The organism is Halomonas sp. MS1, from assembly GCF_024182575.1.
Classification (GTDB): Bacteria; Pseudomonadota; Gammaproteobacteria; order Pseudomonadales; family Halomonadaceae; genus Vreelandella.
Genome location: NZ_CP098926.1, coordinates 2643175 through 2655433 on the forward strand (window position 1 = coordinate 2643175; position 12259 = coordinate 2655433).

Annotated in this window: 12 protein-coding genes; 7 read left to right on the top strand and 5 right to left on the bottom strand. The window is 53.1% G+C overall.

The features are described from left to right. Positions 1-35 precede the first annotated feature (35 nt). Entirely contained in the window at positions 36-728 is a 693-nt protein-coding gene (gene nfi / locus NF683_RS11980; RefSeq protein ID WP_193061406.1) for a deoxyribonuclease V, read from the top strand. On the opposite strand, the gene NF683_RS11985 is transcribed toward nfi, so the two are convergent. Next, complete coding sequence (locus NF683_RS11985) at positions 721-1437, bottom strand: glutamine amidotransferase (RefSeq protein WP_193061405.1); 717 nt, start codon at positions 1435-1437, stop codon at positions 721-723. The two genes, nfi and NF683_RS11985, sit on opposite strands and share 8 nt — an antisense overlap. Before the next feature lie 150 nt (positions 1438-1587). Here NF683_RS11985 and tpx point away from each other — a divergent pair, with 150 nt between their 5' ends. Continuing rightward, positions 1588-2091, top strand: coding sequence for a thiol peroxidase (tpx, locus tag NF683_RS11990; RefSeq protein WP_089038888.1), 504 nt, complete (start codon positions 1588-1590; stop codon positions 2089-2091). A gap of 21 nt (positions 2092-2112) precedes the next feature. On the opposite strand, the gene NF683_RS11995 is transcribed toward tpx, so the two are convergent. Together NF683_RS11995 and NF683_RS12000 are read right to left on the bottom strand one after the other, a co-directional pair. After that, entirely contained in the window at positions 2113-2784 is a 672-nt protein-coding gene (locus tag NF683_RS11995; RefSeq protein ID WP_172420176.1) for a gamma-glutamyl-gamma-aminobutyrate hydrolase family protein, read from the bottom strand. 29 nt (positions 2785-2813) lie between these two features. Next, positions 2814-3821, bottom strand: a complete 1008-nt coding sequence (locus NF683_RS12000; protein ID WP_089038886.1) for an amidoligase family protein — start codon at positions 3819-3821, stop codon at positions 2814-2816. A 128-nt stretch (positions 3822-3949) separates the two neighbouring features. On the opposite strand from NF683_RS12000, the gene NF683_RS12005 reads away from it, so the two are divergent. Then, positions 3950-6448 carry a mechanosensitive ion channel family protein gene (locus NF683_RS12005; protein WP_253920092.1) on the top strand — a complete coding sequence of 833 codons (2499 nt, stop codon included), beginning with the start codon at positions 3950-3952 and terminating at the stop codon, positions 6446-6448. Here the strand turns inward: NF683_RS12005 and NF683_RS12010 are convergent. Both NF683_RS12010 and NF683_RS12015 read right to left on the bottom strand, forming a co-directional pair. Further along, the gene (locus tag NF683_RS12010) at positions 6365-6796 is read right to left on the bottom strand and encodes a hypothetical protein (RefSeq protein ID WP_253920093.1); all 432 of its coding nucleotides are present in this window, start codon (positions 6794-6796) and stop codon (positions 6365-6367) included. The two genes, NF683_RS12005 and NF683_RS12010, sit on opposite strands and share 84 nt — an antisense overlap. Positions 6797-6861: 65 nt before the next feature. Beyond that, complete coding sequence (locus NF683_RS12015) at positions 6862-7860, bottom strand: J domain-containing protein (RefSeq protein WP_253920094.1); 999 nt, start codon at positions 7858-7860, stop codon at positions 6862-6864. Between the two features lie 112 nt (positions 7861-7972). Between NF683_RS12015 and NF683_RS12020 the strand changes: the two genes are divergently transcribed. The 4 genes from NF683_RS12020 (at position 7973) to NF683_RS12035 (ending at position 12236) form a co-directional block, all read left to right on the top strand. Then, the gene (locus NF683_RS12020; protein WP_253920095.1) at positions 7973-9403 is read left to right on the top strand and encodes a hypothetical protein; all 1431 of its coding nucleotides are present in this window, start codon (positions 7973-7975) and stop codon (positions 9401-9403) included. Between the two features lie 123 nt (positions 9404-9526). After that, the gene (locus NF683_RS12025) at positions 9527-10216 is read left to right on the top strand and encodes a CBS domain-containing protein (protein ID WP_253920096.1); all 690 of its coding nucleotides are present in this window, start codon (positions 9527-9529) and stop codon (positions 10214-10216) included. Positions 10217-10410: 194 nt separating this feature from the next. Next, on the top strand, positions 10411-11190 hold the full coding sequence (locus NF683_RS12030; protein ID WP_089038880.1) for a ThuA domain-containing protein: 780 nt from the start codon (positions 10411-10413) through the stop codon (positions 11188-11190). Beyond that, positions 11187-12236: a Gfo/Idh/MocA family protein gene (locus tag NF683_RS12035; protein ID WP_253920097.1), complete on the top strand. Its 1050-nt coding sequence runs from the start codon at positions 11187-11189 to the stop codon at positions 12234-12236. Before NF683_RS12030 ends, NF683_RS12035 begins: the two co-directional genes overlap by 4 nt. Positions 12237-12259 lie beyond the last annotated feature (23 nt).

Consider the following 12259-nt stretch of genomic DNA (forward strand, 5'->3'; position numbering starts at 1 on the left):
GTTAGTATGGTTATGGTTCAGTAAAAGGAGGCTGCATGGACGCACCGCTACATGACTGGAATTTAGCTCCAAAAGAGGCCGTAGCGCTGCAAACAGTGCTGGCGAAACGACTTGAAACCACTGATCGTATCGGTTCTGTGCACCACATTGCTGGGGTCGATATTGGGTTTGAAGCGGGTGGTGATATCACTCGGGCGGCGGTCGTTGTCCTAAAATGGCAGCCTGACACCACGCAACACCTAACGATGGTAGAGCAGGTGGTTCATCGTGAGCCAACGCGGATGCCTTATATTCCCGGGCTGCTCTCTTTTCGCGAGATCCCTGCCGCTCTGGAAGCGTTCGCTAAGCTTGCGATCACACCCGAACTGGTAATGGTCGACGGGCAGGGGATTGCGCATCCTCGGCGGCTTGGTGTCGCTGCCCACCTGGGGCTATGGCTGAATTTACCGACGATCGGCATCGCTAAGTCCCGCTTAACGGGGCAGCATGCAGAGGTGGGAAACACGCGGGGGGATTGGGTGCCTCTAACATCAGGTAACGACGTTATTGGTGCCGTGCTACGCTCGCGGGAAAATGTGAAACCGGTGTTCGTATCGCCTGGGCATCGATTATCCCTTGAAACATCGCTTGACTGGGTGGTGCGCTGTTTAGGACGCACCAAGTTACCAGAACCCACGCGATTAGCGGATCGGCTTGCATCAAGACGCGACCAAAAGCGGCTTACGTAAAGCGTAGGAAATGGCGCAGTAGGCTAGAGGCCGCTTGAGTGTCGGTGATCGCGTCAATGAGGGCGTCGGGATTTTCACCTTGGTCGCGCAATGCGGCTTTCTGGCGCTCGATATAAGCATGCATCACTGGTCGGGTGAACTCTGGGTGAAACTGCACGCTCCATTGGCGGGGGCCATAACGTAATGCTTGATGAGCATCGTGGTTGTTATGCGCCAACACCGTGGCGTTGGGTGGCAACTGCATGACGGACTGGGCGTGGGTCAGGTGAGCCGAGAAGTGTGTGGGCAGCTTGCTAAACAGGGGGTCTTGATGGCCTGCTTGGGTCAGCCGTACCTTGCGCGTTCCTGATTCTCTTCCTGCAGGGTGGTAATCGCTAATGCCACCGAAGGCTGACGCCATCAACTGGTGACCATAGCACACGCCAAGCATAGGGACGTTCTCGGCTAACGCTTGCTCAAGCCAAGGCTTTAGTGCCTCGCTCCATGGCTCCTGTTCGCTCACCATACTGTGGGAACCCGTGAGCATAATGCCGGCGAATGAGGTAGGAGTAGGTGGAACACCTTGTTTGCGCGCATCCCAAACCCTGAGTGACAGATGTGTCGGCAGTACCGTCGAAAGCTGATTGATAAAGAGTTGCTCGAAATCACCGTATTGGTCGACCACTTCAGGGAAGGCGTCACCGGTTTTGATAATGACTAAAGAGGTCATGGCGTTCTCGTTGTCCTGTCAGAGGCAAGGTTAGCGAAGAAAGGTTAGCGAAGAAAGGTTAGAGAGGAAAAGTTAGCCCAATCAGGGCATTGCCCTGTAAGGTGGTAGTTCTCACCATACACCTTTTTCGCTTTATATTAGGAGCCTAATATGCAACAGATAACCCGTGCTGGCGAGCCCATGGATGTGGCGGGAACGCTACCTGCTCCAGGCCAAACTGCTCCGCTGATGACGCTCACCAATGCCGATTTGAATGATGTCACCCTTGATACTTATTCGGGCAAGCGCAAAGTACTGAATATTATCCCCAGTGTGGATACGCCCACTTGTGCGGTGTCTACTCGGCGGTTCAATGAACTGGCCTCGCAATTGGATAATACCGTGGTACTGGTGGTGTCTGCTGACCTGCCATTTGCAGCCAAGCGCTTTTGCGGCGCAGAAGGGTTAGATAACGTTGAAACCTTGTCTACCTTCCGCCATCGAGAGTTCCAAGAAGCTTGGGGTGTCGCATTGGCTAATAGTGCAATGGAAGGGTTGTGCGCCCGTGCCGTGGTAGTGCTCGATGCAGACAACCGCGTGTTGCACAGTGAGCTGGTAAGCGAGCTGAAAAATGAGCCTGATTATGAGGCCGCGCTGGCAGCCCTAAAAGGCTAGCCAGAGGCGGTACGCAGGTTGCTAGCCTGCGCCTTGCTTCGCTGCCGCCACCAGTGCACTAATTAAACGCTGCTGGGGGCGGTTGAAAATAAGCCACTCGGGATGCCACTGCACGCCAATCAAAAAGTCATGTTTTGTCGACTCAATTCCCTGTACTAGCCCGTCCCGGTCGCGGGCGACAATATTGATGCCATCACCTGTTTGATTGACCGCCTGATGGTGCAGGCTATTCACGCGACACCACGTGACACCTAACAGCTGATAAAGCTTGCTTCCTCCGACAATATCCACTGTTTTGCGCGGTAGCACAGTGCGCCGTCGTTTCAGGCCTTCATGGGTGGTATAAATATCAGGGTCGAGGGTGCCTCCTAAATGGACGTTGATTAGCTGAGCTCCCCGGCAAATTCCCAATACAGGAGTGTTTTGTGGAATAAATCGGCCGAGTAGATTGAGTTCCAGTTCATCGCGGGCTGGGTCTAGCCGCACATCCAGCTGTACTTCGCCGCCGTAAAGGTGTGCTTGGATGTCATCGCCGCCTCCAATAATTAGCCCGTCAAGGTGGGCTGGCAATGGGCGTGATGGGGACAAGCGAAGCGGTTTGCCGCCATGTCGCCATACGGCGAACCAGTCAAACCACCACGCTAGGTGGCTTTTTTGATCAGAGGTTGTAATCCCAATAAGTGGTCGAGACATGCTGGCACGTTCTCACTCAGGCAGTGTGTTTAGGATGACTTCAATAGGCCAAGCAGCTTCGTTTTACAGCGTTTCCACCAAGGTTGGCTGTGTTCAGCAATATACTCATCGCAGCGAGCGCGCAGCACGTCACTGTTTGCGGCTAGCTTTTCTACCTCAACCCAGCGATTCCACTCCACAACTGACCCCCAACCGGGCTGAGAAAGCTGCGCATTGGGTAGCCGGTAATGAAACGTCGGGCGTGGTTTAGTGAGCTGGCTATGCAGCAGCTCATGGGGATGGTCAGGACGCAGGTGCGCAAACAGCGGCAGTAGATCTAACTCTCGATTACGCGTTGGGTTGTAGTGCAGATAGTCATCGATAAACGTATCTAAATCAGGCTGATAACCAGAATCCAGGACTTTAAGAGCGTACTCTTTATGAAATGGATTGGCGTGAGGCAGTACTTCACGGGTAATGTCGACTTTGATTTCATCGCGCAGCCAACTGGCGAGAAGCAAGTACGCTTGCATCATGGCTAGAAGGTAAGCAACGTCAAACCGTTCTACTTCAGGGTTTAGATGCAAGCCAAATCCGTAGAGTAAGCTGGCATCCGTGCCTTTCGCGCCTTTGTCGCGCAGGGCACTAAATAGCTGGTCTAGTTCACCTAACTCATCCCAGGGAATCGGCGGGCAGACAATTTCCGTCGGCACTAGGCCCGTCACCATGTCACCAATCAGTTCGCGGGTTTTTTGATGGAACTCTATTCGCCGATGGCGCTGCTGACGTGCCCATTCACTGTCGCTTTCATGGTGTTCTTCCAGTAACGTCTTATCAGGATGAGCATACTGGGTATCCAGCTCAATACCGAATTCGCCCCATCGAGTCGCTTCAACGAGTAGCCGATGGGGACTGACCACGTTAAGCTCACCCCCAAATAGCTCGCGTACCAGCTCAGCGGTATCATGCGGCGGGAGTCCGGCGAATTCGATTTCCACACCGACACGCCTTGTTTTTCCATCACTATTTGTACGGTTAGGAGGAGCGTGCAGCGTCATCTCGGTATCCTTGAGGTGAACGTTTAAGCCAACAGCCTATCATAGTCACGCATTAAGGCTGAGCGTACAAAGTTAAGTAAACGCTAACTAAGCGGCGTGTTATGTCAGTTCATTTTCGGGAGTTAAGCGTGCGACAGCACTGGACAATCAATATCGTGTTAGGCGTTTTTTTGACGCTACTCCTAGGTGTGATGACCTTCGCACAGGCGCAGAGCGTTTCTCTGCCAAGCCTGGGGGGAGGCAATGATGCATCAGAAGAGCAGAGTGTCAGTAGTGAACGCTTCCAAAGCTCGCTTAGCGATGTGATCGCAATGCTGGAAAATGAAGAGCAGCGTAGAGCGCTGCTCGACTCCCTGCGTGAGTTACAGCTTGCCACCGAGGCTGGCGAAGAGGATAAAATCGTTCATCAAGGCCTGCTGGGCGCACTAGCCGATACGCTGACCGATATTGGCGAGCAGGCTCAGGCTGGCGATTCGCCGGTTGATGAATGGTCACGACAATTGGTTCAAGGAGCTGCCGACTTACGCGCATTAAATGATGGTGCTGACCAGGGGGAGGCGCTACGCGCAGTGGCTGAAGGCGCCGTCCTTGGTGTTATTTGGGGGACGCTGCTGGTCGTTATGATTGCGTTTGGGCGTTTGATCGCCACACGACGAGAATGGCCGCTTGATTTGCCTCGTGACCCGAAAGCCTGGTTATTGGCAGTGCACTTTTTACGCCGCATGCTGCCTTGGGCACTGTCATTCGCGATTACCCTAGGGATTGGGCAGATATTACCTTACAGCCCAGGCCGAGCGGTTGTACTGGTTGTGGCTTACGTTTGTGTGTGCGGTCGCGCGTTGTCGGTGGTGATTGAAACGGTCATTGCGTTTTTCAGCCGTGGCCATCGTTTTACAGCGGTACAGGTGCTGCAGCAAAAAGCCTTGCGTGGTCTGTTTGTCATTGGCGCATTAATCGCCTTGGGCGATGCGGTGAACTCTACCCGCTTGGTTGAGCTACTGGGTAGTGAGCTTTCCAGCTTAGTGTCTGTGCTTGCGAATATGTTGGCTGCGCTGCTTTCAGCACGCTTTATCTTTAAATTTAAACGACCTGTTCGCCATTTGATCTGTAACCGCCCTTACAAGCAGCGCCGTGATGCTAGTGCCGCCGTTGAGATGATCCGTGCGCTGGGCGGCCTCTGGCATATTCCTGCGCTGCTGATGGTGGGTGGCTCATTATTGGCGATCTTTATCACCGTGGGTGATGTGGGTACAGCGCTTGCGCGCTCGATTATCTCGGCAAGCTTATTGGTGTTGACGTTAGTGGTGACGGGCTTGTTAAGACGTCAGTCAGAGCGCTTGGGTAAGCGCCGTCATCGCCGTCGTTACAGCCAATATCGTAAGCGTTTAGAGCGCTTCGGCTTTGTACTTGCCCACCTTTGCGCCTGGATGGTATTCGCCGAACTGTTTATGCAGGTTTGGGGCGGTTCGCTGTTTGGCCTTGGTCAGCAAGCGGTAGCCAGTGCCCGTATTGGTCAAGCCTTAATAAGTCTGGGGTCAACTATTCTGCTGGCTTGGCTGGTCTGGATCTTTGCTGATACGGCTATTCAGCGGGCGCTAACGTCATCCGCGCGCTCTCGCGGAAGGCGAGTGAATCAAGCTCGGGCGCAAACCATTACGCCGATGATTCGTAATGTTATTTTTGTGACGATTTTGATTATCGCGGTGATTGCCGGGCTAGCAAATCTTGGCGTTAACGTCACACCACTACTTGCGGGTGCGGGTGTCATCGGTCTGGCGATTGGTTTTGGTGCCCAAACGTTGGTGCAGGATTTAATCACCGGGATCTTTATTCTGATTGAAGACTCCCTGGCGGTGGATGATTTCGTGCAAATTAATGGCCATATGGGGACCGTTGAGGGCTTAACACTACGTACTGTGAAGCTGCGTGATTTAGATGGGGTTGTCCATATCATTACCTTTAGCCGTATTGAGTCGATTCATAATATGTCGCGCCAATTCGGTATTGCGCTAATGCGGATTCGTATCCCTTATGCGATGAAAATCGATGATGCAATTACGCTGATGCAAGAGACAGCGCAAGAGTTACGCAAAGACCCTATGATGCGTCACTATATTTGGTCTCCTTTAGAAATGCAGGGTGTGCAGGGCTTTGAAGATGGTTGCCCTATTTTGCGCATGCGTTTTCGCACAGCACCCGAAATGCAGTGGGACGTATCGCGTGCCTTTAACTTGCTATTGAAGCAACGCATGGAAGCGCAGGAAATCGATCTGGGCGTACCGCGTCTCAGTGTCAGCATGGAGGCGCGTTCAGAAGATCGTCGGCAAAATCGTATGCCCGATGAGGCTGCGAGAGAAGAGCCTACGGTAAAAGAGCGCACCGGCACGGATTTCACGCTCGATGAGCCGGGTGGTAAGAGCCGGGGAGGGAGTATCAGTGATGAAGACGGCGATAGCCCGCGAAAGCGGCCAGCGCCGCCAAAACCTGCTCCGCGCCCGACAGAAGCTGAAACCCGCCGAGATGAGCGCGAGCGGGCAGAGGCCTCATCCTATGCTAAGCCCAAGGCCCAAGGCGAGCCCAAAGGCGAGACCTATGCCAGTACCAATGGTGAACAGGGCAACGAGTAGCCAAGGGCCTTTGAAACGCCTCCAGCGGTTATAAAGCGATACCGCAAGACTGACGCGATCAATCAGCTCGTCATGGCGCGAAATAGCATGATCGGGTGGTAGGGAAAAGTCGTTGGCCACATCGCCTTGCCAATGAGCAGCGTGGGTGAGTCCAAGCCTTGCCCGCAGTTGTCCTATGTCGCTGACGGTTTTGTGGAGCTTGTTATAAGCGTCGCGATGTTCTGCAACGCCAAGTACGGATTCAGCATCCTGGCGCAACGCGCTGTTTGGGCAGCGAGCCACCGCGCTATTGATTTCTTGATCGCTCGCGTCGGGGGTTAGTGTCAGTCGTTGATACAAATCGCGCATAATGTTCGAGTCGATACTCACTGTCGGTTTGGGTGCTCTGCCCTTGATCGTTAACAGTAGGCTGATCAGGTGTTCTGCATCAAATAATCGTAGGCACTTTTGATGCGCTGAAAGCGCGTTGATGCCAGTGCTATTTGATGTTCACTACCCGAATAGAAACGGTCAGGGTGGTGCAGCTGCGCCATGCGGCGATAGGCACGGCGGATATCGGCACGATTAGCCCCTGGTGTTAGTCCTAATACTGCCAGCGCCCGTGTGTGGCGATCGGGTGGTGAAGAGGGGCGCTCCCGCTGTTGGCGACGGGCTTCTTCCTGACGCTTCTGCTCTTGTTGCCAGCGCTGACGCTGTTGCTGTTGAGTCTGTTCCTGTCGTTTGCGGTGCTCTTTTTGTTTGTCCTGTTCTCGCTTGCTCTGTTCTTGCTTGGCCTGCTGCTGTTTTGCCTTCTCGCGGTGTGCTTCTTCCTGTTGGCGTTGTTTATTCTGCTGCTTTTGTTGCTGTTGTTCTTTATTAGCACGCTGGCGCTCTTTGGCCTCTTTTGCTTTCTGCTCAGCCGCGTGTGCATCACGTGCCTTGCGCGCGTGATATTCTGGATCATGCACCTGCCAGTAAGCATCTCGACTGGGGTCCTCTGCTGGTTGCAGTGGTTTGCCCGTTAACTCATGAAAGAGAGTGCTGAATGTGGCAGGCGTGACATTTAGCAAATCAGCGAGAAAGCCCAGAATGTAATGGTTATTCAGGGATAGCTCGCCATCGTCGGTGGCTAACGTGATCGCTTGGTAAAGTATGCTGAGACTGCGCTCGTTGGAACACTCTTTGCGCACAACCTCGGCCGCTAGCTGAATGGCTTGAAGGTCTTGACTATGGGCAATGCTCATCACCGGCCCAAGTTCGTGCCCGTGACGAAATTGCGCGGTGACTTGAGCCAGTCGGCGTCGCCGCTGGCCTTCAGACACCTGCTGGCGATGGACAAGCACCCAGGCTAACAGTAGTAGTGTTGCCGTATCCACTTGGCTGCGGCTCTTTAGCAGCAACAGCTCAAAGGGTGAAAAACGGGCAATGGACATTCCCTGGCTCCAAGGCAAAGAGGTTAACCGCAGAAGTGCTTTAACGGCCATCCTGATAATGATTGGCCATGGTATATCATCGCGTTACGCAATGAAGTAGGAGATTCGTTAGGTGATCAATGTTGAGCGTAAAAATAGCTTCCAGCTGAGGCTCACTCGACGGCTCAAGGAAGAAACGTCGCACACGCTCGATGTTTACCTATTTGTGCCCAAAGAGCTTGGGCTTAGCACTCATGTCATTTCAGAAGAGGCGTTTTATCACGGCGCGATCAGCGTTTCACGCACTTACTACAGTGACGAGTACCATTTACCGCTGGTCCATAGCCGTTTAGCGAGCCGTAATCAGTTAGGCAGTGATTCCTATCGGTTGAGTTTAAGTTTGTACGCTTACCAATACGTTGGGGCGTTAGAACGAACGACCCAGGCAATGTTGGTCAGCGCCCGAAAACTACGCCATGCCACTAGCGATCAGCGCCAGGAGAGCGGCGAGCTTCAAGAGCTTGCCGATGGACTCCGGGATCAACTGTATGAAATGAGCGATTTGAGCGAAGGCATTCTAAAACGCTTACGGCGCAATTCACCCACCGACGAGCGGCTCTATAAGTACTTTGCCAACATCGATAATTACCTTTCCTGGTTTACCGAGCAGCAACTGTTGGCATTGGTAGCGCATATGCCTCGTGGCGGCGAATTTAGCGAGATAAAGCGACGCTTTATCATTGTCTGCCAGCGTGAGAGCGACTATCGAAAAGAGCAAGAGTATAACGCTGAACGGGTGATGGAAGACCCCACTCGGATGTCGAATAAAATGCGCTTGCTAAGACGGCTTATCGAGCACCCAATTACGCTCAAACAGCGTGCTCTAGAGCTTGGGAGCGGCGAGCAGAAGGCAGTAAAAGCGTTGGCGACGGCAGTGGTAATGACCTTTGTATCGCTTGGTGTGCTCCACTTGCGAAGTGTGCTGGGCGATGTCACTGCGTTGTTTGTATTGGCGTTGGCGCTGCTTTATGCGATGCGGGAAGTGTTTAAAGACGACCTGCGTAACACGTTATGGCGCTGGCTGCGGCGTGGAAGGCCAAAGTGGCGGCGGCAATATATCGACCCCACGCGCAATCAATCGGTGGGTCGGCAGTTAGAGTGGTTCGACTATAAGCGCTATGCCGCACTAGATGCTGATATTCAGCAAATGCGCCGTCGCACGGTCGCTCAGCGTGAAGAAGAAGTACTTCATTATCGTTCCAGCTCGCGTATGTCGCCCACCCGTTTTTTAAGCGGTTATGAGCATACCCGTGAAACGCTGCATATCGATCTTTCCATGCTGACGCGCTTAATGAGCAAAGAGAAGCACTTCATTTACCGTCTGAAGGAAGGTCAGGCCGTTAGAGAAAGTGTCGAGAGACGTCACCTGTTTAACTTGGTCATTCGTGAGACGGGTAGTGAGGACACAACCTACCTAGCTCGCTGGAAAGTGGTTGTAAGCCGTTCTGGCATTGTCGATGTCGAGAAAGTCGCTGAGGAAAGTGTAGAGAAAACCAGCAAATAAACTGCGTTGGATCAATAGACTGGCACTGAGGCTGGGTCTGCATAGCGAAATCACCAGTAGCACACTAGTCTCAAAGGTGAGCCATATAATTTGCGACTGCGACCCTGTCGCCTGGAGGATACTGTGCAAGCTATCGACATTATGACACCCAACGTGGTGAGTGTAGGTCCCGACGCAAACGTGCGCGATATCGCGCAGTTGCTACTCGAAAATCGCATTAGTGCCGTACCGGTTGTCGATGATGAACGTAGGGTGTTGGGTATCGTGAGCGAAGGCGATTTGATGCGTCGCGTGAAAGATGAAACGGACGATAACCGCTCTTGGTGGCTCTCGCTCTTCAGTGGCGGTAAAGACGCGGGGACATATATTAAATCCCATGGGCGTAAGGCGCATGAGGTAATGACCTCCAAGCCACTGACTGTTGAAGAAAATGCACCGTTGCATAGCATTGCTCGTTTGCTGGAAAAGCATCACATCAAGCGGGTGCCAGTGGTGCGAGACGGTAAGCTCGTTGGTATTGTCAGTCGCGCAAACTTACTTCAAGGGATTGCTAATGCGGTTGTAGCGCCCACTCAGTCGCCGGAGGATGATCGCTCTATCCGTGAAGCCATTCTCAAAGAGATCGACAATAACACCGGCGTGCGAACCGAAAGCTTCAGTGTGATTGTTGATGGTGGGAACGTAGAGATTTGGGGGCTAGTAGAGTCAGTAGAACAGAAGCAGGCAGTGACCGTAGCGGCTGAAAATACTCAGGGCGTCAAGCATGTTGAAAATCATCTTGGCATGATGCCTCGTGGAGCAGGCTACTTCTAACACGTTGTGTTTCTTAGCTAAACAGCCCGTTGCTTTATGCAGCGGGCTTTTTTATGAGCGCTAATGCGCACTCTTTTTACGAGCAAAAAGCGACTAAAGTTGTATTAAAGTAAACGTTTACTCTTCGTGAGTAAACGTTTACTTTAAGCTTCAGCTGTCATTTTTTAAGATGTTTTAATTCGCAAGGAGAATCTATGAGTATTAACGCGACTGTATGGGGGGAGAACGTCCACGAGCAGACCAATGACATCGTGGCGCGTATTTACCCTAAGGGTATGCACCAGTGCATCGCCGAAGGTTTAAACGAAGCAGAAGGTATCAATGCCACTGCTGTCACATTACAAGACCCAGAGCAGGGCTTGAGCGAAGCAACGCTTGAAAGCACCGATGTACTGCTATGGTGGGGCCACGCCGCCCATGGCGATGTGTTGGAGGAGACGGTTGATCGCGTTCAAAAACGCGTACTCCAGGGCATGGGTTTGATTGTGCTGCACTCGGGGCACTACTCGAAAATTTTTAAGCGCTTAATGGGAACTACGTGTTCACTCAAGTGGCGCGAAGCGGGCGAGCGGGAACGGCTGTGGGTAGTGAACCCAGGTCACCCGATTGTTCAGGGCCTGGGGGATTACATTGAGCTGCCCCATACCGAAATGTACGGCGAACCGTTTGCGGTGCCCAACCCCGATGAAGTGATCTTTATCAGTGCCTTTGAGGGGGGAGAGGTGTTCCGCTCCGGCCTGACCTACAAACGTGGCAACGGCAAGATTTTCTACTTCCGCCCTGGCCATGAAACCTATCCGATTTATTACGATGCCCAGGTGAAAACCGTGTTGAAAAACGCCGTGAACTGGGCACGCCCGGAAGGCTCGCGATGGATCGACAGCTGCCCTAATGTACCCGCTGACCAAGCGCCTAATCCGGTCGAGATTAAAGGCGAAAGCCTGCATAAACCCGGCGAGGAGGGCTTTAAATGATCCGTTTAGCGATAATTGGTGCAGGCAGCATGGCTGGCGAGCACGCCAAGCATTTTGGCCGTCTTGAAGGCATCGAAGTGGTGGCTGTGTGCGACCGAGACCTTGCCAAAGCCCAGGTGTTTGCCGAGCATCATGGCATTGCCGACGTGTATCAAGACCTGCAGGCCATGTTGGCTCGGGATGATATTCACGCGGTAAGTAACGTCACCCCAGATGGTGTTCACAAAGCCACGTCGCTGGTCGCCATTGCCGCAGGTAAGCATATCCTGTGTGAAAAACCGCTGGCGACAAATGCACAAGATGCCCATGAAATGGCGGCCGCTGCTCAGGCCGCTAACGTGATCAACATGGTCAACCTAAGCTACCGCGATGCCCCAGCGATTCAGCACGCGCGTGCACTCGTTGCGGGAGGGGCGATTGGTCAAGTTCGTCATGTCGATGCCAGTTATAGGCAAAGCTGGCTAGTGAGTAACGCCTGGGGGCGCTGGAATGAAGATAGCCAGTGGCTGTGGCGGCTTTCTGAAGCCCACGGCAGCAAAGGCGTATTAGGCGATGTTGGTGTGCATATTGTCGACTTTGCCAGCTTCCCTGTTGGCGACATTACCCGCGTTAACTGCGAGTTAACCTGCTTTGAAAAAGCCCCAGACAATCGCATTGGTGAGTATGTGCTGGATGCCAATGATACCGCGCTGATGAGGGTGTCATTTGCCAATGGTGCGAAAGGCACTATTCAGGCCACTCGCTGGGCAACAGGGCATCACAACTCACTGGCGCTGAGTGTGCACGGCGATAAAGGCGCGATTCGTATTGACCTGGACGCCTCAAAAGAGGATGTGCAGGTATGTCTCGATGATGACGTACATCCCGCCCGCTGGAGCACTGTGAAAGCACCGTCCACGCCGAGTATTTACCAACGCTTCGTCGAGAGCATTCGCAGCGGGACTAATGATCAACCCGACTTTGCGCGTGGTGCGGCAATTCAAACCGTGCTTGATGCCTGCTTTGTTTCAAGTCAGGAAGACCGCAGCCTAGCGATTGCCAGCTAGGTGGATGGCTCGACCCTTTAACT